General features: G+C 59.4%; 14 protein-coding genes. 5 read left to right on the top strand and 9 right to left on the bottom strand.

All coding sequences use genetic code 11. The features are described 5' to 3' along the window. Nucleotides 1-37: 37 nt before the first annotated feature. Nucleotides 38-337 carry a hypothetical protein gene (locus tag FAZ95_RS06635; RefSeq protein ID WP_175425528.1) on the top strand — a complete coding sequence of 100 codons (300 nt, stop codon included), beginning with the start codon at nt 38-40 and terminating at the stop codon, nt 335-337. 143 nt (nt 338-480) lie between these two features. On the opposite strand, the gene FAZ95_RS06630 is transcribed toward FAZ95_RS06635, so the two are convergent. From FAZ95_RS06630 to FAZ95_RS06620, 3 genes are all read right to left on the bottom strand, one after another. Beyond that, nucleotides 481-918, bottom strand: coding sequence for a PRC-barrel domain-containing protein (locus FAZ95_RS06630; RefSeq protein WP_137331721.1), 438 nt, complete (start codon nt 916-918; stop codon nt 481-483). A 217-nt stretch (nt 919-1,135) separates the two neighbouring features. Further along, nucleotides 1,136-1,537 (bottom strand): potassium channel family protein, encoded by a 402-nt coding sequence (locus FAZ95_RS06625; protein ID WP_137331720.1) that lies wholly within the window; start codon nt 1,535-1,537, stop codon nt 1,136-1,138. 119 nt (nt 1,538-1,656) lie between these two features. After that, entirely contained in the window at nt 1,657-2,148 is a 492-nt protein-coding gene (locus FAZ95_RS06620; protein WP_217497429.1) for a MarR family winged helix-turn-helix transcriptional regulator, read from the bottom strand. Nucleotides 2,149-2,546: 398 nt separating this feature from the next. On the opposite strand from FAZ95_RS06620, the gene FAZ95_RS06615 reads away from it, so the two are divergent. Beyond that, nucleotides 2,547-3,947, top strand: coding sequence for a cytochrome ubiquinol oxidase subunit I (locus FAZ95_RS06615; RefSeq protein ID WP_137331718.1), 1,401 nt, complete (start codon nt 2,547-2,549; stop codon nt 3,945-3,947). A 27-nt stretch (nt 3,948-3,974) separates the two neighbouring features. Beyond that, the gene (locus FAZ95_RS06610; RefSeq protein WP_137334446.1) at nt 3,975-4,955 is read left to right on the top strand and encodes a cytochrome d ubiquinol oxidase subunit II; all 981 of its coding nucleotides are present in this window, start codon (nt 3,975-3,977) and stop codon (nt 4,953-4,955) included. Between the two features lie 16 nt (nt 4,956-4,971). Here FAZ95_RS06610 and FAZ95_RS06605 read toward each other — a convergent pair whose 3' ends face one another. After that, nucleotides 4,972-12,072: a PAS domain S-box protein gene (locus FAZ95_RS06605; RefSeq protein ID WP_137331717.1), complete on the bottom strand. Its 7,101-nt coding sequence runs from the start codon at nt 12,070-12,072 to the stop codon at nt 4,972-4,974. A gap of 574 nt (nt 12,073-12,646) precedes the next feature. On the opposite strand from FAZ95_RS06605, the gene FAZ95_RS06600 reads away from it, so the two are divergent. After that, nucleotides 12,647-12,982 carry a response regulator gene (locus FAZ95_RS06600; protein WP_254699822.1) on the top strand — a complete coding sequence of 112 codons (336 nt, stop codon included), beginning with the start codon at nt 12,647-12,649 and terminating at the stop codon, nt 12,980-12,982. Nucleotides 12,983-13,025: 43 nt separating this feature from the next. Here the strand turns inward: FAZ95_RS06600 and FAZ95_RS06595 are convergent, their stop codons facing one another. Continuing rightward, nucleotides 13,026-15,764 carry a winged helix-turn-helix domain-containing protein gene (locus FAZ95_RS06595; RefSeq protein WP_137331715.1) on the bottom strand — a complete coding sequence of 913 codons (2,739 nt, stop codon included), beginning with the start codon at nt 15,762-15,764 and terminating at the stop codon, nt 13,026-13,028. 423 nt (nt 15,765-16,187) lie between these two features. Between FAZ95_RS06595 and FAZ95_RS06590 the strand changes: the two genes are divergently transcribed. Beyond that, nucleotides 16,188-17,570 (top strand): sensor histidine kinase, encoded by a 1,383-nt coding sequence (locus FAZ95_RS06590; protein ID WP_254699821.1) that lies wholly within the window; start codon nt 16,188-16,190, stop codon nt 17,568-17,570. Between the two features lie 32 nt (nt 17,571-17,602). Here the strand turns inward: FAZ95_RS06590 and FAZ95_RS06585 are convergent, their stop codons facing one another. The 4 genes from FAZ95_RS06585 to FAZ95_RS06570 all read right to left on the bottom strand — a co-directional run bounded on the left by FAZ95_RS06585 (nt 17,603) and on the right by FAZ95_RS06570 (nt 20,756). Beyond that, the gene (locus FAZ95_RS06585) at nt 17,603-18,241 is read right to left on the bottom strand and encodes a response regulator transcription factor (protein WP_137331713.1); all 639 of its coding nucleotides are present in this window, start codon (nt 18,239-18,241) and stop codon (nt 17,603-17,605) included. 347 nt (nt 18,242-18,588) lie between these two features. Continuing rightward, complete coding sequence (locus FAZ95_RS39740; protein WP_137331712.1) at nt 18,589-18,951, bottom strand: hypothetical protein; 363 nt, start codon at nt 18,949-18,951, stop codon at nt 18,589-18,591. Between the two features lie 112 nt (nt 18,952-19,063). Continuing rightward, complete coding sequence (locus tag FAZ95_RS06575; RefSeq protein WP_137331711.1) at nt 19,064-19,498, bottom strand: c-type cytochrome; 435 nt, start codon at nt 19,496-19,498, stop codon at nt 19,064-19,066. A gap of 16 nt (nt 19,499-19,514) precedes the next feature. Further along, nucleotides 19,515-20,756 carry a molybdopterin-dependent oxidoreductase gene (locus FAZ95_RS06570; protein ID WP_137331710.1) on the bottom strand — a complete coding sequence of 414 codons (1,242 nt, stop codon included), beginning with the start codon at nt 20,754-20,756 and terminating at the stop codon, nt 19,515-19,517. Nucleotides 20,757-20,771 lie beyond the last annotated feature (15 nt).

Below are 20,771 nucleotides of genomic sequence, written 5' to 3'. Positions count from 1 at the left end.
CGTTGTTGTCTTTGTGATTTTTTAAGGGACCTTGTTAATGAAAACTCGAAAACTGCTTTTGGTAGCGCTGGTGCTCGGCGTGTTTCAATCGGCGGCGTACGCGGACGTGCATGAAGCCGCCCACCAATTCAAGGAAGACGTGAAGGGAGCCGGCACTGCGATCGGGCACGGTGCGCGCGATGCAGCGCATGCGACGGCCAGTGGTGCTAAGAAAGCGGGGCACTGGGTGGCGAATACCACCGAGCACGGGTATCACGCGACGAAAAGCGCCATCCACAACGCGACGCGTGACAGCGGGACGAGCGAGAAGGCGAAGCCGGAAGAGGGGAAGCAGTAACAGCCTGCGCGTGCGGGGATAGGCTCGTGCTCCTCGGGTCGGAGCTAGTCTTGTGGGGTGCCACCGGCTTTTCCAAATGCGCATCTGTCGTATTTCGAGCATGCGTCGACATGCGGCGCGCCAGCACGCCGGTGGCGCTGTAGTCAGCGGCGGCCGTACTCCTTGCGTGCAACCGGAACCTCCCTGACCTTCGCATACTGAAAGGCCGGAATCGACTTGACTGCATCACGCGTGGCGCCGGCCCACACGAGTTTTCCGTCCACAACGTCGAGTTGCGACATTGGAATCGCTACGTCGTGCTGGGACACACCGAGAAACTGGTGCGCCGCCACGATTGCGAACGATACCGCGTTATCCGGCGCGACGATGATGTCGTGCAGCACGCCGACCTTCTCGCCGCTGTCGTTGTAGATGCTTTTGCCGAGCAGGCTCTTCTTGACACTCCACCCTTCAACGATCAACTGCGACTGCTCGACCGAGATGCCGATAGTCTGCGCGCCCGCTACCTGCGCGCTTGCCGGCTGGCAAACCGCGCTAAATGCCGACGCTGCGATAAAAACGAGTGCCCACTTTGCCTTCATGATTCTTTCTCCTGGAAAAAACAAGTTGATTCGAGAACGATAAACGGCAACAAGATGATGCCGCCCTTGGCGCTGTTCGCCCGCGGCACGCTGGACCACATTGTAGAAACGTCAAGCGCGCCGCTTTCCTATTCGCACGACGACGCGCGCTCAAAACGCTATCCCATGTGCGTCGTCGGTAGGTACTGCCGCGGAGTTTTTAAACACATTATCGAGATCAGCGGTCGTCTGCATTACCAGGCAGTAGCCCGGCACGATGCGCGGCCACCTGGATAGCATAAACCGCGGAAGCAGTTATGACGCCCGTTATCAACACGCCGAGCAGTCCAAGCGATACCGCCACGATCCGACCAAACGTGGTGGTCGGCACAACGTCGCCGTAGCCGATAGTCAGCGCCGTGACCGCACAAAAGTAGAAAGTTTGACCTAGCGACGATTGGGTGCGCGTGGCTGCATCGACGGCGCCCCCAATGTAGTACATGGCGACAGACAAAATGAGAAAAAGAACCAGCAGCAGAACCAGAATGGCGCGCAGGTGCCAGAGGACCCTGGCAAACTCGGCAATTGCTTGGTTCGGCTGGATTCGGGCGCGACCGGCCTCTTTGGCGGCATTATCCATTTCACGGGCATCGCAGATTTTACGGGCTCTCGCTCCCCGAAGCCTTAAATCGAAACGCCTAAATCGTCATCCTAAACAAATGGCGCGAAAAAGGAACTGGGTCGATACCACTCGTTATTTCAATCGCCGATTAGTTTCCCAAGAAGACATTGCAATTCGAGCAGCTCTGCACGCGAGAGTCTGACAAATCGCTCGTTCAATAGGCTGGGTGTAATCTGGTCGAGGCTGATATACATGCGGGTACCACCTTCCGTCAGCGAAACTTTCACTACTCTTCGGTCTTCCCTGCTTCGGGAACGCTGTAGCAACGACCTCTTCTCCAGTCGGTCCAACAATCGGCTCATGCACGCCGAGTCGACGCCCACCACTTCGGACAATCCCGTAGGACTGCCAGCAACACCTTTACCGATCGCCATCAACACGTTCGCTTCGTTCACGCCGAGCTCAAGACCACTGAGGGCTCGGCTCAACTCCCTCAGCAAGGCCGCACGCGCTCTCACAAAGCGCGATTCTACGTTGCAAAGCAAAGAGAAATCGACACCGGCCTGGGCCACGTGAGCATGTACCTCGTTCAAGGCATAGCCCCTTCGGTTGTCGATGTCTTCATTCATGCAGCCCAGAGTGCGTTGAACATTGCTCATGTAAGGAACGATGATAGCAAGCTGGTTTCGACACTGTTATTACATGTTTATGTTGTGACGTCGCAGTGGTGTCGGGAAACGCCTTCGCAGAGCATCATCGGTAAGCTCCGGCGCTTCGCCGGCGAAAACTCGCCCACTTCACCTCGAGGAAGAATCGCTACATCTGTTAACTGCGCCGACTGCAGCTTTATGTAATAGGCGGCACGCAACAAGCTTCTTATCATTGACGGCAAGGTCCGCGAATTCGAATCTGCGGCCAACCAACTCATGGCTTCTGCTTCCCTCTCATCACTCGTATAACGGCTGTCCAGCGATCTCGTCAGGGCAGTGGTGCTCCTTCAAATCGACGATAGCAACAGTAACAAAGCATGGACGAAAATCTCCTGATCGAACTGTCTCGCGCACAGTTCGCGATGACGGCCATATTTCATATCCTGTGGCCGATCCTTTCGATTAGCCTTTCCGCATTCATCTTTTTCCTTGAGGCAAGATGGCTTCGTACCGGTGACATCGCCTACTACCAGCACGCGCGTCACTGGGCAAGACTGCTAATTCTTAACTTTGCGGTTGGCGTGGTCAGCGGTATCCCAATGGAATTCCAGTTCGGCACAAACTGGGCGGGCTTCTCCGAATTCACTGGCCAGTTCTTCGGAAACATCCTCGGCTTCGAGGGCGCGATGGCTTTCATGCTCGAAGCAGGTTTCATGGGCATCGTCATGTTTGGCTGGGGGCGCGTGCCAGCCGCCGTTCACCTGTTCGCCACAGGAATGGTCGCACTGGGTTCGACTCTGTCCGCATTCTGGATCATGGTGGCCAATTCATGGATGCAAACACCTGCCGGCGTGAGCGTGCATGACGGCAAGATTTTCGTCGATAGTTACGCACAGGCCATATTCAGTCCCGACATGCTGTGGGGTGTGGCGCATATGTGGACCGCGGCTATCGAGACAGGGCTTTTCGTTGTCGCAGGCATCTCTGCATACCATCTGTTCCGTGAGCGCCATACGGATTTTTTTCTCAAGTCTTTTCGCATGGCCCTGATTGCGCTGGTTGTCGTAGCACCGCTTCAAGTCTGGCTAGGTGACGCGAGCGGCGTCGATATTTTCAGAACACAGCCAGCTAAAGGCGCCGCCATTGAAGGACACTGGCATACGAACGCACCTGGAACGGGCGCGTCCTGGTCGCTTCTTGCATGGCCAGATCAATCCGAGCAGAAGAACGACTGGTCGGTTGAAGTACCTGGCATGCTCAGCATCCTGGGCACTCACAGCCTGCACGGCAAGGTCATCGGACTTGCGGACATTCCGAGGAACGACCAGCCACCTTTTATACCGCTGCTTTATTACGCCTTTCGGGTGATGGCCGGCATCGGCTTCGCTTTCGTGCTGCTCGCGCTATGGACAGCGTTGGCAATCAGGAAAACACGCCGTGCTCCTCACGAACTCGCAACCAGGAAGCGGCTTTTACTCGCATGGATACTCGCCATTCCCCTCCCCTACATTGCGGTCGAGTCGGGATGGATTGTCCGCGAGGTGGGGCGCCAACCGTGGATCGTCTACGGTCTGCTGCGAACCCGGGACGCCGTCTCGGTGAACGTTACGCCTACGGCGACCATGTTGAGCATCGCGATGTTCTTTGCTTTCTACGTGGTGCTGATTTCCACCTTCTTTTTTTTCGCGCGGCGCTGGTTGCATGCGGGACCTGACTTGACCATGCATCCGCCTGAACACGCTGCCGTCGTTATCGAAAAGACACCGTCGGCACGGTAAATCCAGCATCAATTGGGAAGTTCAATGATAGACACATCGGCACACAACATCCTCGCCAACCTGTGGTTCTGCCTTTTGGCCATTGTTTTGGCGCTCTATGTCATCACCGACGGATTCGATCTCGGCATCGGCATTCTGAGCCTCATGACACCTCGCGCCTCCGACCGAGACCAGATGATTCATTCGATCAATCACGTTTGGGGCGCGAACGAAACCTGGCTGGTCGTTCTGGGCGGGGGGCTATTTGGCGCATTCCCGATTGTCTATGCGACGCTTCTCAGCGGTATGTATGGCGTCGTGATGCTTCTCATAGCCGCACTCATCATGCGGGGAGCAGCCATCGAGTTTCGTCATGCAGCCCGAAAGCCCCGGGCATGGGACTGCGTCTTCGGAGTCGGCAGCCTTCTCGCAGCCATTGCGCAAGGACTGATACTGGGCAGGCTCATTACGGGATTTTCCGGGGGCACAGCCGACTTCGCGTTCTCGCTCGTCTCGGCGCTTGGGGTGGTATCCGGATACATCCTGCTAGGCGCTACGTACCTCATCAAGAAGGTGACAGGTCGAGTCGAGCGAAACGCCCGGAAGTGGACCATCCTCAGCGTCTTCACCACAATGGTGTGCGCGCTGGTGCTTTCCTTCGGCACCCGTTCCCTTAGCGAAGTCGGCTTGGCCAGATGGACCGAGCCGAGCATCTTTCATGTCCTCCTCGTCTTTGCCTTCATCGCTGCGATGTCGGGTCTCTATATCGTCGTCACTACCGCCATGAATAGAGTTCTAGCGCCATTTGCGGGCGCCGCGGCCCTCTTTCTCAGTTCGTTCATCGGACTGGCGACGAGCCTGTGGCCCTACGTCATTCCTGGACGGCTCACGATTCACGATGCAGCGTCCGATAGTTCAACCCTCGCTTTCATGCTTGCCGGTTTCGGAATGCTTTTGCCGGTGATGGTCGGCTACAACCTCTATCAGTATTTCATCTTCCGCGGAAAGGTCGAAATCGAACCGTACTGACATTGCAGGCCGCGCTTCACGTTGCATCCGAAGCTTCAATCGGAAGGCTGAAGCTAAACGTCACGCCACGGACCTCATTACGCACGACCCAAATACGGCCGGCGTGCGCTTCGACAATCGACCGGCAGATCGCGAGCCCCATGCCCATACCGGTTTCCTTTGTGGTGGTAAAAGGCTCGAATATCGTCTCCAGATTCGTCAACCCGCCGCCCTCGTCCTGAACATCCACCACCACCTTGTCCCCGTCGCGCCGAGAGCGGATCACTAGCCACTTCTTGCGCTCCAACGTCGCCGCCAACGCCTCGACGGCGTTACGCACAAGGTTGACGATCACCTGTTGAATCTGCACTGCGTCGGCTCTGATCATCGGCACGTCTTGGGCTAGCTGAGTCTCGAGCGAGATCATCTTCCCGTGAATGTCGTCGGCCATCAGAGTGCAGACCTGAATTATCAGCTCATTGATGTCGAGTTCGACCTTTGCAGGAGCCGTGCGCTTGAACAGCGCGCGAATACGGCTTATTACGTCCGACGTGGCATATCCGTCACGGACGATGGCTTCGGCACTGAGCCGGGCTTTCTCGATGTCGGGCGGCGTCGCTGCGAGCCAGCGCCGGCAAGCCTGCCCATTGGCCACAACGGCCTGCAGCGGTTGGTTGATTTCGTGGGCAATGGACGCGGACAGCTCGGCTACAGTCGCCATCCGTGACGCCTGCTCAAGCCCTTCCCGCGCATGCCGCAGCGCGTCTTCCGCTCGCGTGCGCTCGATGAATTGTCCAATCTGGCTGCCGACGGTGGTCATCATCTGCAGAAGCTCGGGATCGGCATAGCGGACCTCGCAGCTGAAGAATTCGATCACCCCGAGTACGCCCTTCTTGAGCGTGATAGGAAAGGCAAAGGCCGCGTGGAGCCCTTCCTTTGCGGCAGATTCCGCCCGTTGACACTCCTGATCGAGAGTCATGTCGGGAATGCATATGGGTGCGCCGCTCAACCATACTCGCCCGGCGAGCCCCACGCCGAAGGTGCTCTCCCGCGTCGCCAACTCGAGGCTGGGGGGCGCAACAGAGGTCGAATACCATTTTTGTATGCACCGCAGCACCGCAGCGTCCAAATCGACGCGCCAGAATGCGCCGCAGTCCCACTCGAGTGCCTCGCATATTTCGCGCAGAATGCGCGGTGCCGCCTCCTCGAGCGAGCCCGCTTCCGACAGCGTCCGCGTGACGCCGAATTGCGCAAGCAGCCGCTGCTCGCGGCGCCTGCGATCGGTGATGTCGCTGACTTGCCCGATGGCGAAAAGGCGTCCACCGCGGTCGAACGCCCGTACCCGCACTTCGACGGGAAAGAGGCTTCCGTCTTTTCGCTGGTGGCGGTGATTGAACGTCGCGCTTCCGTCCTCGCGCAGCCGCTGCCGGACCCACTGGGTGTGTTCGGTCGTGATGTCGGGGGAGAACTGACGGGGGCGCATGCCGATGAGCTCTTCGCGCGTATAACCGAGCGCCTCGCACGCCTGACGGTTCACGTCGCGCACGATGCCTTGCTCGTCGTACAGGAAAATGGCATCGGTCGCGTGTTCGACCAGGGTTCGGAAGCGCTCCTCGCTCGTGCGCAGCGCCTCCTCGCTCGCGAGCAGGTCGCGGTGCGCGATCGCGCTCGTCAACGCATCTTCCAGGCGTCTGCCAATCTCCTCGAAGAGCCTACGCTCCACTGTGGTCCAGGAGCGTGAATGCGAGCACTGATGCAGCCCGAACAGGTACGGCCTGTCGCCCCTGGGACGAACCGCGATCGCGATCGTCGACAGAATGTTGTACCGCTCGCGAATCTCCGACGGGATGCCTGGATCCACCACCGCCCCTGGGGCGTGCAGCAGGTCGCGCAGGCATTCCGCTGCCTGGGCGTCCACCGGGAGTTCCTCGCCGAGCGCGAAGGCGCCCGGATAGTCCGGATGCGTATGCTCCATCACCGCGCGACACGTCGGCGCATCGGGGTCGCAGGGATAGGCCAGCCAAGCCCGATCGCAATTGAAGATCGCCAGCGCCTCCTCGAGCACGCCGCGCGTCATGCCCTCGACTTCGTTCGTTCGCTGCATGGCGCGGTTGATGCGGTCCATGCACTCGAGGAACCATAGATGTTCCTCGCGCTCCTCCTCCGCACGCTTGCGCTCCGTGACGTCGATCACGGTGCCGATGTATTCGATCGCCTGGCCCGCGCGGTCCAGAATCGGATGCGCCAGGCAACGGACGGTTCTCACTCCGGTATCGAAGTGCACGAGCCGGTACTCGGCTTCCCAGTCGGAACCTTCGCGCACGGCCTTCCCCAGGCCCTCCAGAACTCGGGGGCGGTCATCAGGATGAACGTCCTCGACCAATCGCTCGAACGAAGGCAGACCCTTCGCGGGGTCATGGCCCATGACCCGATAACACTCGTCCGACCAATACAGAATGGCATTTGAAACGGGGCTCCAGGCCCAGCTTCCCGTGTGGCTGACCATCTGCGCCTCCGCCAGGTACTGGCGGCTGCGCCGCAGCTCTTCCTCCGCTTGCTTACGCTCGGTCATATCGATGACAAAGGCTACGCCACGCCTATGTTCGTTGTCGAAAGCGGCCGATCCGATGAGCACGGGAACGCGGTGACCCTCCTTGTGGAGATATTCCTTTTCGAAAGGCTGCACGCTGCCGGTCTGCTCGAGCTGCGGCAAGATTTGTTCGAGTTGGTGGGCTAGTAATTCGGGAGGCGTCAGGTCGGTCCAATGCAGCCGACCCGACACGAGATCCTCGCGCCGGTATCCGACCATGCGCAGGAACGCATCATTGGCCTCGAGAATCCGGCCTTCCCGGTCCCACATCAGGATCCCGACAATGTTGGCGTCGACCAGGCGGCGAATCTCAGCCTCCCGTTTCTGCAGCTCGCGATACAGGCTGCTGTTTTCGAGCGAAATCGCAGCCTGGGAGGCAATCACCTTCAGGAAAGAAATTCTGCCGGGCGTGAAAACACCTGGAGCAAACCTGTTTTCCAGGTACAGCAGCGCAACCAGCGCACCCTGCTTAATCAACGGCAGGCAGAGTATCGACCGGACGCCCTGCGCGCCGATGTACTCGTCGCTGAAATGCAGGCTGCCGACTGAAGTATCGTTGAGAAGCACGCTCTCCTGGGTGCGCGCGGCATAGCGGACCACTGTCTCGGGAAGCCCGTCCGCGGAAACTGGCGTCTCGCGCAGGCTGACCGAAACAGCAGTGCCGCTGGTCTTCGCTTCCGCCTGAATCAGGAATTCGCCGTCACGCGGGAGAATCAGCAGCCCACGGTCCGCGCCGGCATGCTCGATGGCCGTACGCAACAGGGATTCGATGAGCTTTTCGGGGACGATCTCGCCCGACACCGCCTGCGACACTTTGATCACAGTGGCCAGATCCAGATCTTCGACAGGCGCGTCGATCATGCCCGCGGAGCCCGAGGCACGATCGTCTTGTTTCAACGCGGGATAGAGCCGATCGAGTTGTCGCACCTTCCCAAAGGCTCCCCACCGCAGATAAGCACGCCGTGCGTTTCCCAAGTAGAGGTGCGCAATCTCGTCGAAGCCGCGCGCCGCATAGCAGCGCGCCGCCAGTTCGTAGCACAGCGCCTCGTTTTGAATGAAGCCATTCGAACGCGCACAGCGAATGGCTCGCTCGTACAGATCCATTGCCTCGGGTAAGCGCCCTTCGATGCGCGCGATCTCCGCGCCGACCAACAGCGAACGATCCTCGAAGTTCTGTGGGCAATTTTCCGCCCATGCCCGGAGTTGCCGTTCGTGTGCCGACAGCGCCTCCCGATGTTTTGCAAACGGATCGAGGCCCATGGGCTCGCAGCATGCCGCACGAGAGAGAGCGGCATAGAGGTGGTAGTCCGCTCGCTCCAGCAGCATGACCGAAAACGACGCCGACGTCGAAAAGCACTTTTCCGCCTTTTCGCAGGCATCGACAGCCGATGCGTAGTCGCCGGCGAAGAAGCGTGCCTGCAGCTTGCGGATCCAATAGAAACATTCGGGCAAAGCCAGAGCCGGGAGATCGGTGAGGCGCGCCTCGAACGACCGCTCCGTAAACACGCCGATGTCGAGCGAGCCGAATTTCGCGGTTTCGCCACGCAGTGTGCCCACGAGCGCGAGCGTGGCAGAGATCATGTCGACGATGAACTCGAACCGCACCGTGCGCGCGAACTCCAAACCGTGACCGGCTTCACGGGCAACCTGATCGAGTGGATCGCCTGAGGCCAGCAGATTGGAACTGAGGTTGCGGCAGGCGTATGCAGCAAACGTCGGGTCGCCATGCTCGTTCGCCATCTGAAAAGCACGTCGGGCCGGATCGATACCCTCTCGAAGCGGTCGTGTCCACGGCACCACGAGCGCGAAGAGCAGATAGGTTTTTCCTCCCAGGCGCTTCCATCCGCGACGTTCGGTCAAATCGCAGGCCATCTTTCCGAGTCGATAACCTGCGTCGTATTGGCCGAAGCGGTCGCCGGCGATCAGTCCGACCGCGGCGTAACGCGCAGGCGCGGCGTCGCTGTTGCCACGCTCCAGGCTGAGATTGACCGCCCTGCAGATCGTGAGTGCGTACAAATTCTCGTCGGTGTATAACGTCGGCGCTCCAAGCGTGGTGAGCACGTCGAGCGTGGCAAGACACGCCGGATCCTTCATCAGCGGCAGATCGACGAGTTCCTCGATCTCACGCCTTCCGAGCTGGGACCAGATCCGCTCGTACTCGCGATGCGCTTCCTGTTGGGTGGGATGAGCGACCCAGTCGATGCCCACATGCCGGAGGTATTCCAAGCCCACCGCGACCGCGCGGTCGCTAGCCCCGAGCATCTTGTATAAATCCACACGCCGGCTGGCGACGGCCGCACGTTGGACCGTATCGGCAGCGCGCGTTGCAAGCGCTTCAAGACGCCTCTCGACGGACGGGAGCGCCCCCGTCCAGAGTTCGCAGTCGGCCCTGTGCAGTTCCAGGGCGAAAGCAAGCTCCTGCCGGCATTCCCACGCATCCTCCTGTATCAGCGATGCGCCGGCACTCAGATACGTCAGCGCGGAGGCATAGGCACACGATGCTTTCGCGCGCTTTCCGGCGATCAGGTTCAGATCGGCGAGCTTCTCGCGCTCGTCCTGTGACGTGATGAGGTGTGCGCCGCGATTGAGCTGGTTGACGATCTCGAAGATCATCTCCGGCAGCTTTTCCGGCGGGATGCTGTCAGCGAGCACCCTGCCTATCCGGAGATGGATCTGCGCACGCGCCTCCTCGGGAATCAGGGAGTACGCCGCCTCCTGAACCCGGTCGTGCACGAAGCTGCAGGAATGCTCCGTGCAGGCAATGAGGCCCGCACGAATGGCTTCCCAAAGCCCTTCATGGAGATCGTCTTCCGCGCGCGGGGAAACGGTTTCCAGCAGGGCGAGCTCCGCGCTGTTCCCCATGCACGCCAGCAATTGCAGGTCCTGCTGCGTTTCTGCTGACAGGCGAGTCAGCTTGCCAACCATGAGCTCCACCACATTGTCGGTATGACTCTTCGTGCGAATGCGATCGAGGTCCCACGACCAGCGCGCCGCATCATGATCGAAGATAAGCGAACCGTCCTCTGTCAGCGAAGCAATGAACTGAATGGCGAAGAACGGATTTCCGGCGGTCTTGTCATGCACCAGCCGCGCGAGCGGCGCGACCCGCGCTGGCTCACAACGAAGAGCGTCCGCCATCAGCTGCTCGAGATGCGGCCGGGCAAGCGGCGCGAGCGCGATCGTCGCCACCTTGCCGCCCGCGGCCCTGATGGCATCGAGCTTTCGCATCAGCGGATGGGCGGAATCGACTTCGTTGTCGCGATAGGCGCCGATCAGCAAGAGGTTCTGCGGATGAGACCGGTTCAACAGGTCCTCTATCAGATCGAGCGTCGCCACATCGAGCCATTGCAAATCGTCGAGGAAGAGCACTAGCGGATGTTCCGGCCTGGCGAACACTTCAATGAACCGCCGGAACACGAGCTGAAACCGCTGGCGCGCGTCTTGTGGAGGCAATTCGGGGGCGGGTGCGGGCTGCCCGACGATGTGCGCCACTTCAGGAACGAGATCCACGACGAGTCCGGCATTCGGCCCCAGTGCTTCCCGCAGAGCGTCGCGCCAAGCCGCAAGCTCCGCTTCGCTTTTGCCAAGCAGCGGCCGTATCAGACTCCGGAAAGCTTGCGCCACCGTCGCATAGGGGATGTCTTTGTAGCGATCGAATTTGCCGGAGGCGAAGAGCGCGTGCGAAGGCACCATCGCCCGGTGCAGTTCGTTGACGACGGACGACTTGCCAACGCCGGAGTACCCGGAGACCAATACCAATTCGGGTGCACCGCTTGTGACGATGCGATCGAAGGCCGCAAGCAAGGTCTCGATCTCGCCTGATCGCCCATACAGCCTCTCCGGAATCATCAACTGGTCCGATGCGTCGCGCTCGCCGAGCGGGAATTCGTCGATGCGTCGCTTGGATTCCCAAAGCGCCAGGCAGCGTCGCAGGTCCGCTTCAACGCCTGCTGCGGTCTGATAGCGCTCCTCCGCAGTCTTGGCGAGCAGCTTCATCACAATCGAAGAAAGGACCGGTGCCAAGTGGCCCACGCGCTCGTGCGGCGGCACCGCCTCTCTCGCGACGTGGCAGTGCACCCATTCCATCGGATCCACAGCGGTGAATGGCAGACTTCCCGTGAGCATCTGGTAGAGCGTCACGCCAAACGCGTAGAGATCGCTGCGGGAGTCGACCGAACGATTCATCCGCCCAGTCTGCTCCGGCGCCATGTAGGCGAGCGTACCGGCGATAGACTCGGGTGGCTCGGGCCGTTGACGCTCTCGCGTAAGCCGCGTCGCGAGGCCGAAACCCGTGAGCTTGACTTCACCACTATCGGGATTCACCAGGATGTTGGCCGGCTTGACGTCCTTATGCACGAGCCCACTCTGGTGGACTTTGGCAAGCGCCGACGCGATGCCGATAGCGAGGCGCAAGAAGGGCCCGGAGTCCATCGTGGCATCGAAGAGACCGTCGAGGGGCTTGTAGCCCGAATCTTCGGGAACAAGGACGGTTCGCTCGCGCGCGCGAAGCCACGGAGCGCGATCCACATCGAGTTCGATCTGGTTCATGGAATTTCGATCCATTCTGGTGCTTGCCCGAGTCGTGAGCGGCCGGCCTACGTCGTCTTGAAGAACGACGCGTAGTCCCTGCGAGAACGCTGGAAGGCCGCGCGCGGCAGGCTGGCTTGGGGGCGATCGAGCGCCTACGATCGAATCATTGCGACTGTCGAAACCGTATCAAAGAATAGAAGATATTAGTCACCTAAGATAAACCCATCGCGGTTGGCATAGACGACCGTGGTTGTCGAAAAGTGGTGAATTCCGCGTTGCGGCGAGTCCTGACCGAGCGTCTGCTGGGTGCAGGAATGGCATCTTGCGAGGAACGGGTTTGCCAACGTCAAAGGATTTATTTCTGATGCAAAAAGATAAGCCTACAAATTTATATTTAGTAGTGCCATTACATATTCATGTAATGCACAATATGGCCTCAATCGCTTCTGTCTGACGATTCTCACGGCTATAATTTCCTATCGGCGCCGACCGCATGAGATTGACGTTCGATGGCTGACGCTAACGCTAATTCTCTGTTGGACTTGACGAGCCGGAGAAAATAATGATCCCGCCTCCGGTTCGGACCGTTGCCGTGATTGACGACGATCGACGCGTTCTGGAAGCTCTTGCGAACCTGCTTGCCTCTGGCGGGTATGGCGCTCGGATCTACGAATCTCCACTGGATTTTTTTGCCGACGGCTACGCCGGTCTCGTATGCGTTATCACCGACCTGGGAATGCGCCCCATCGACGGCATACAAGTGCTCGAAAGAGTGGTTCATCCTGACGCAGCAACGCCCGTCATCATTATCACAGGCAAACCGGGCGCGCTTACGGAAGACTACTATCTGCAAAGAGGCGCATTGGGCTTCTTCAAAAAGCCTGTCGATGGGGACGCGTTGTTGGACTTGCTGGATAGTATTGCTTGAAGGTGCTGGGGTCTAAAGTTCAAACGCGGAGTGAGCATGCGGCCTAGTGCGGACCCAAGAGACCGAGGTCCCGCGCACGTGCGACGGCGTGAGCTCGCTTATCGACGTCTAGTTTCATGAAGATGTTCTTCACATGGGTTTTGACCGTTTCAGCCCCAATCCCGAGCGTTTTCGCAATTTCCTTGTTCGACTGTCCTCCGGCAATCAAGTCGACGATCTCGCACTCCCTTGAGCTTAGCGATCCGCGCTCAGTGTCGCGCTGACGGTAACCTCCAGGCTGATACAGCAGCCGCCAGGCATCGAGCAGATGTTCGATGTAGGAGATTAGCTCGTTCGTTTGCGCCGTCTGATGCGCGTCTTCATATACGGCATGCAGCAGCTCTCCGATTTCCGGACCCACGTCGAGGATGGATTGGCACACCCCTGCGGGAGCGGCGACCTTCAGGACTTCGCGAAAGACCTCGATTGCACGGGTGCGTTCGTTCGCCGCCAGCCAGACCAGCGCAAGCATGGTTCGCAAACGTATCGCCAGGAAATCTTCATGCCGTCGTTCGGCGCTCTGCAGCGCGGCGCTCAGCACCACGGTGGCCTCTTCCGTCCGCTGCTGGGCCGCGGCAACAGAGGCCGCCCCGATTGCACGGTAGTTTTCGATCTCGAGCGAGATGGAATGTGAAGGATGGGGATGGGAGCGTGCCACCTGATCGAGTTGCGCAACGCATGCAGCAGCCTCGACCACACGACCTTCCGCAAGATTTAGCCGTATGCGTTCGACAAGGGCGACGGCGGCCATCCGTTCCCATTGACGTGCGCGGCCCAACGCCTGCGCGCGGTCGACCAACGCGTACGCCTGCCTCACATCCGAACGCGCGACTGCGATTCGGATGAGGATGCGATAGGCGATCAACACGCTATCGAGCAAGACCGCAACGTCAATCACTGGCATTAACCCCGCAATCAGCGTTTCAGTCTCGTCCAGCCGGCCTTGCTCGTACCAGATTTGTCCGACCAATGGTGCGCACTGCGCTACCGCGATCGAATCGGGACCGGCATAGAGTTCGGCTACTCGCATCGATTCCGTGAAATACCGTTCGGCAAGCCCGATGTGCAACTGCTGCATCTCCGCATGTCCCAGCAGGCACAGCCTGTAGACCGACGAATACAGGTTGCGCTGGTCTTCTTCGATTGAATAGGAACTCCACGGCGTTGCGTAAAGGTCTTCCAGGTTGCCGGCCTTCCAATGCGCGAGGCGCACGACATTGGATGCCACATTGGTTGTCCAAATATCGGCGGACTGCCGCTTGACGCATGGCTCGGCGAGAGCGAGCCCCCGCTCGGGATCGTCCTTCAGTGCCGCGACGACCGAGCGGATCGCCTGGCATTCCCACCGGTCCTCCACGCGTTCAGCGCTAGCGTGGGACGGAATATCACGTTCGACGGTATCCAGCATCAAGAGCGCTTCGTCGAAACGCATGGCGAGCGCCATTCCCCAAGCGGTCGCCAGCGTAATCTTCACCCGTGCGCCAGCCTGGTTCGCGGGAAACCGGCGTTGCAAATCGAGCAGCGTGAGCAGATCGCCTTTCTTGACCAGCGCCATCGCGCACCGCTCCATCAGGCGAATCGCGTTATCTGTGTTGCCCGCGGCGATCGCGTGTTTGACCGCCTCACCCCAAAGCTCCTGCCCGCCATACCACTCGCATGCGCGGCAATGCAATTCCGCCACCTCATCGGCGTGCTGTACCTCGAGCTTCGCTCGCAGGTAATCGCCCATCAGATGATGATGACGGAACCATCGCCCGTCGCAGTCGAGCGCTTGCAACAGTAACTGGCCCTCGGCGATTTCGTCCAGCATGCGCTGGCTCGTGCGCAGGCCTGTTATCGCCTCGCAGAGCGGCGCGCTCAATCGATCGAGTATCGACGTGCGCAGCATGAACTCGACCATTTCCGTGGGCAATTGCTCGAAAATTTGTTCGATGTAGGCGGCGAACGGGCGCGACGTACCCGACGGCGCATTACGCCCCTGAGCCGGTTGGCATTCCTTGCGCGACACCACGGACATCGAGATGCGCAACGCCGCAGCCCAACCTGCTGTGCGCGTAAAAAGCGTCTCAATGTAGGAGGCGTTCCGCATACCGGGCAATGCATGTTCGACGAAGTGCCTCGTTTCGTCGAGGTCGAAACGTAACGCCGACGCATCGATTTCCAGCAGGTCGCCTCCCGCTCTCAGCCTCGCGAGCGGCAGCGATGGATCTGTGCGGCTGCAGAGGACCACATGCACATGCGGCGGTGCCTTTTCGATAAAGAACGACATCGCATCGTGTACGGCTGGATCGCTGACCAGGTGATAGTCGTCCAAAAACAGGACGACCTCGTCGTCGACTTCGACAAGGTCGCTAACTAGCGTGGAAACGACGACGTGTGAAGGGACAAACGCGGAGTCGGCGGTCAGGCTGATCGCCGCAGCGCCCACACCGCCGCAGGTATGCCGCAACGCATGCGCCAGATAATTGAGGAAGCGCGCGGGTTCGTCGTCCTCCGCGTCGAGCGACAGCCACGCCACCTGTGCACCGCTCGCGCGCAGCCGGTCCAACCAGGCGACCGCCAGCGAAGTTTTGCCGAACCCAGCGGGCGCTTTGATCACGGTGAGACGTTTGCACTCGACGCGCTCAGCCAGACCGACGAGCCGCGGACGATCAATCAAATCCATCGGCAAGCGCGGCGGAACGACCTTCGTTGCAAGGAAAAGGTGCGGCCCGCTCACGGGCGTTTCTACAATCACACGCATTTTTTACTCACACGCTGTCGTTGAGGGGGCCCGCGCTTGCCGCCATCCCCCATCGATTGAAGCGCATCCCCCTTATTGGGGGATGGTGGGATGCCCACCAGTAAGGGGGATGGTGGGACTCGTCGCGCCAGAAGAACATACGAGCACAGGATTGAGATCCGCGTCCCTGGACAACGGGTAGCGCTTGTCGATCCTTGCCGGGCCGTTCACCGGCGCTTCTCCGGAAACGGCTCGTTTTTCGCCACATGATACGCCGCAGCGATTTTCACTGCAGGGTACGCGGCGGGATATCGGCCATTGCGCGGCCGTAGAAATCGCCGCGCAGCGCTCCTTGTTAATCGAAATCGTACGCCCGTTACTGATAGATATATTTCCGTGTTAGCCAAAGTTCCTAGAATCAGCAATTACCTGCGGGAAAGAACCGTGTCAATCGCAGCCGATCTGACGCTTGTTGTCGAACGTACGCTTGCGATCCTGACGCAGCTCGACGGATACAAGTTGCTCGCACCGGCAGCGAAACAGGACGTTCACGAATCCGTTGCGCTGTCAGCCAAGGTATGGTTCGAAACGCTGTTGTCGGGCGAACCCCCATCGGCACAGGACATGGACGTCTTTCGGGAAATCAGCCAAAGACATGAGCATCAACGCGTGCCGCTGCAGAGTCTCCTGCAGTCGTTGCGCCTAGGGTTGGGGGAAATCTGGAGCACATACATCGCACTGGGGGAGTTGGACGAGCGTATCGCCAAAGAACTTCTGGCAGACGTCTCGCTGTATCTTTTGGATTACTTCGATCTCATTGCACAGATCACTGTCCGGGCCTATCTGTCTGAGCAATATCGGCAGCCGCGCTGGGCGGAATTGGCCATCGCAATCGAGGAAGGCGCGCGCCAATCCGAAAGTGTGCGACACCATCTTGTCGCGCTGCTCGATCGCTTGGCAGAGGAGCCGCACTTGCTGTCAAGGCTCGAAGTCGAGCACGCTCGAGAGCAACGCGGTACTGACGCGGCCAGCGCGCAAGTGATGAAGTTCTTCGGCCTCGATGTCGACATCGACGATCGCGAAGAACTGTCGAAGGCCTTGCGCGATGCGCAGGAGAGGCTCGCGCAGGCGTCGAGGCTCGCGGCTGTCGCCGAACTGTCCGCCTCCATCGCCCACGAAATCAACCAACCGCTCCAAGCCATCGTGGCGCATGGGCGCGCATGCGTGCGATGGCTCGCTGCAACGCCGCCCAGGATTGACGAAGCCAAACACTCGGCCGAGCAGGTGCTCCGAGACGCGAATGCCGCAGCTGACGTGGTAAGCCGTATTCGAGCGCTCTTCAGGCACACGGCTCCCCAAAAGGTCGATCTCGACATCAATAAGCTGATCCTTCAGGTATGCACGCTGATGGCCGACGATATCCAGCGCAACGCGATTTCGCTCGAGACAATGTTGGGCGAAGACGTGCCGAAGATCAGCGCCGACGCGGTTCAGATTCAGCAAGTGATCGTGAACCTCGTGCGCAACGCAATCGAAGCGTTAGCGACGACGGAGGAACGACCGAAGCTGCTGGTGATCCGCTCGCGTCGCGATGCGGACAATGTGGTGGTCGACGTGGTGGATCATGGGCCAGGGCAACTGGACTTTGAGAAGATCTTCGAGCCGTTTTTCACCACGAAAAAAACGGGAATGGGCATTGGACTGGCCATCTGCCGATCCATCATCGACGCACACGTTGGTGACATTTGGGCCGTGCGCAACGTGTCCCGCGGGGTAACCTTCAGCTTCAGCCTTCCGATAGCGAGGTCGAGCACAACAGCACATTGACGACGGCTGGTGGTAACGCGAGCCACCTCCGGTCAGGCATTGAACGTGGTTTTAGGCGAGGCTTCGAGCTGTAGCTTGCTTGCCTGCTTTACCAGAGCGGCGAATGAATCTGCTTGCATTTTTCTCATGATATGGCCGCGATGCACCTGCACGGTGTATTCGGTGATACCAAGGATTCCTGCCGCCTGTTTGTTGAGCAGGCCGCTTGCGAGCAAAGGCAAAATCTCCTGCTCGCGAGGCGTCAACGATTGATAGAGAGCTTGGAGCATCGTCGCATCCTCCGCCTCCTTGCGAAGAACGTGCGCCCTTGCGAGGGCTGCATCGACGGCGCGCATCAACGCGTCTTCATCGACGGGTTTTGTGAGGAAATCAACAGCCCCGCCCTTCATGGCCAGGACCACAGACGGCACGTCGCCCATTCCAGTAATGAAAATGACGGGAATCGGAGAATCCATGCGGATGAGCTTCTGCACCTCCAGGCCACTCATGCCCGGCATTCTCATATCCAAGATCAGACACGCAACGGCGTTTTGACGCGGTGTGTTCAGAAACTCTCCACCGGAGCTGAATGCCCGGACGTTTCTTCCATTTGCGAGCAGCAGCGCAGAAAGTGCTTCTTGCACCCGCCTGTCGTCGTCCACCAAATACACCAGTTCGTTTGCGGATTCCATGGAACCTCTCTGGGGTCAGGTAAAGACCTCAATTAACGTCGGTAGAGTCGGTCTCCGATAGACACGCTGAATGGACATCTCACTCGGGCGTGCGAATAAGAAATTATAGTCTCCAGAACCGGCCTCCGGAAGCGCGAAAGGCCGCGCTGGTCCTACATGATTATGTAATGTCACCACCGATCTTGGCGATATAAACTTATCCTCCGACAACGAAGCATTCCCCTCTCCGCAACCTCAAACCTGCCATGCCGAAGGAACTCGGCGGCGGCGATGGTATTGGACGAGTTTTGTCACATCAAAGGTTTTCGGATGAAAGACGAACGATATTCCAAGTACTGCTTATGTTTTTAGTCCGAATTTAAATCAGATCTCGCTTGAAGGGTCGCACGATGCCAGATCCTTTCAGAGGTTGCATAGCAGACTAATAGCAACGCAAATCCAGCGTATCTGACGGGTGACACGTCCGCGAACCATCCCACGACGAGCAGTACCCACGCTGTCGCTGTGCCCATGATCGGTGCCATGCGGCGCGTTTGCCACGCCCTTCGCACGCCGACGGCGAGCGACAGGATCAAAGTCAGCGTCGCGAACGTCAGCCAGAGCGGATTGACGGTCTCTGCGACGAACCAGCTCGCATTGACAAGCCCCGCGTACGTGGTCCAGCAGATGGCGCACTTCGGCGCAGCGATCTGCAACGCGATGCCGGACACATCAGCAACGGCTCTGGCCCCTCTGCGAAAGCGCACCGTGCGGCAGCAGGCGCATGCCTCAGAGGCCAACGCTCTCCCTTGACTTGTCGCCTCTGGCGCCACTGCTGCCGTCTCAGCTTGCTTGATTGTCGACGGCAGAGGGACCCGATTCACTCTTCTTCCCATTAACGACACCGAGGTAGCGGGCGAGTGCATCCACTTGATCAGCGGGAAGCGGTGCGCCAAACGCGCCGCGCATCTTCATGATCTCGATTTTCCACTCGCTTATCGTCATTGCGGGCTGCCGTAAAACCATGCCCGTCGAATGACACATCACACAGTTGGCGTTCGCGATTTCCGAGCCCTCACCGGGCGGGAACATCACCGAGCCTGAGGGCAGCGTGACGTTGACCGCAGTGAAATAAACTGGAGGGACCAGTTCGGCCTGCCGCTTCGCCTGCTCGGCAATGGATTCCGGCAGGTAGTGGCTGCCCACCACCGCAGCAACCGCGCCTAACAGAACGGGCGCCACCCAGACAGTCGCAATTCGGTTTAGCTTCGCATTCATCGTTTAGCCTTGCGTGTTAGACCACATCGATGTCGACGGACTCGATGACATTGCGCATGAACCCCGCCCCGTTCCAGTTCGGGGTGTTCGGCTGAGCCTGGCCAGTCGCATCGACCGCGCGCACCATGAGCACCTGCTTGCCCGGCTGCGGAAAGCTGACCACTGTGTGCCACTGGCGGAAGCTGTACTTGCCATAGTCCTGACCCAGGTTCGCATCGGTCCAGGTCTGCCCCTGATTGGCGGAAAACTGAACCTGTTTCAGTGCGTTCAAGCCGCCAAACGCGATGCCTCGCACCAGCATCGGCTGCTCCGATCGCACCGTGGCGCCGGAGCGTACATTGGTAAAGAACGAGCGCGGCAGCATGGTGTGAATCGGCACTTGATTGAAGCCTGTCTCACCCGGATGAACGTTTGCAAAATGGTTATCCGGAACGAGATAGGCCTTTGCGGTCCAGAAGTTTTCGTCAGGTTTATCGAGCACCTCAATGTCGTGCAACATCTTGACCCAGTACGTTGCGTACCATCCGGGCACAACCAGCCGCAACGGGTAGCCGTTCAGCAGCGGCAACGCCTCGCCGTTCATCGCATAGGCCACCATCACTTCGCCGTCGAGCGCATGATCGATCGCCAGCGATTTCATGAATTTGGGCGTCTGCGGAATCACTCCGGTTTCGAGGCCGTTAAACCGCGCCTGGACAGCATTCGCACCCACGCCAGCGTGTTCAAGCAGGTCCTTCAGTCGCACACCTGTCCAGCGTGCATTGCCCATCGCGCCATTGGCCCATTGCCCGCCTGGCACCCGAGGACTGAAGAACCCCCGCGAATTGCCCGAACACTGGTTGACCGCCACAATCTCGAAGCGCGGAAACTTTCTTACGAGATCATTCAGCGTCAGGCTGACTACCCTGTTGACGTGCCCGCGGATGTCGAGCCGGAACGTTGCGGGATCCACCGCAGTCGGAATGCTCGCCAAGTGCCACCGAACATAGAAGCGGTTGTTCGGCGTGAGGACGCCCTGGTCGAAGACGTCGAATGGCGTTTCTATCAACGGCGGTCGTGTTCTTTGCAGAATGACGCCCGATTTCTGTGGAAAGGCGGACGTCAGGGCGCGCTCGCCGTTGTCGAACGGCAACTCAATGGTGCTGCTTTCCGCCCCCCTCGCCGTGAGGGAACCACCGAACGCGGCGACGCCCAACGCGCCGAGACTGCCAAGCAGCTTGCGCCGCTGAGCGGAGATGTCACGTTCATGCTTATTCATAGGAATCCTCTACGA

Origin of the sequence: Trinickia violacea (genome assembly GCF_005280735.1) — a bacterium.
GTDB classification, from domain to species: Bacteria; Pseudomonadota; Gammaproteobacteria; order Burkholderiales; family Burkholderiaceae; genus Trinickia_A; species Trinickia_A violacea.
This window is presented reverse-complemented; position numbering and strand designations above follow the sequence as displayed.

What these genes read in the sequence shown, in the direction of transcription:
- FAZ95_RS06635 (WP_175425528.1), top strand. Translation starts at nt 38, where the DNA reads ATGAAAACTCGAAAACTGCTTTTGGTAGCGCTGGTGCTCGGCGTGTTT.
- FAZ95_RS06630 (WP_137331721.1), bottom strand. Translation starts at nt 918, where the DNA reads ATGAAGGCAAAGTGGGCACTCGTTTTTATCGCAGCGTCGGCATTTAGC.
- FAZ95_RS06625 (WP_137331720.1), bottom strand. Translation starts at nt 1,537, where the DNA reads ATGGATAATGCCGCCAAAGAGGCCGGTCGCGCCCGAATCCAGCCGAAC.
- FAZ95_RS06620 (WP_217497429.1), bottom strand. Translation starts at nt 2,148, where the DNA reads ATGAATGAAGACATCGACAACCGAAGGGGCTATGCCTTGAACGAGGTA.
- FAZ95_RS06615 (WP_137331718.1), top strand. Translation starts at nt 2,547, where the DNA reads ATGGACGAAAATCTCCTGATCGAACTGTCTCGCGCACAGTTCGCGATG.
- FAZ95_RS06605 (WP_137331717.1), bottom strand. Translation starts at nt 12,072, where the DNA reads ATGAACCAGATCGAACTCGATGTGGATCGCGCTCCGTGGCTTCGCGCG.
- FAZ95_RS06595 (WP_137331715.1), bottom strand. Translation starts at nt 15,764, where the DNA reads ATGCGTGTGATTGTAGAAACGCCCGTGAGCGGGCCGCACCTTTTCCTT.
- FAZ95_RS06585 (WP_137331713.1), bottom strand. Translation starts at nt 18,241, where the DNA reads ATGGAATCCGCAAACGAACTGGTGTATTTGGTGGACGACGACAGGCGG.
- FAZ95_RS06575 (WP_137331711.1), bottom strand. Translation starts at nt 19,498, where the DNA reads ATGAATGCGAAGCTAAACCGAATTGCGACTGTCTGGGTGGCGCCCGTT.
- FAZ95_RS06570 (WP_137331710.1), bottom strand. Translation starts at nt 20,756, where the DNA reads ATGAATAAGCATGAACGTGACATCTCCGCTCAGCGGCGCAAGCTGCTT.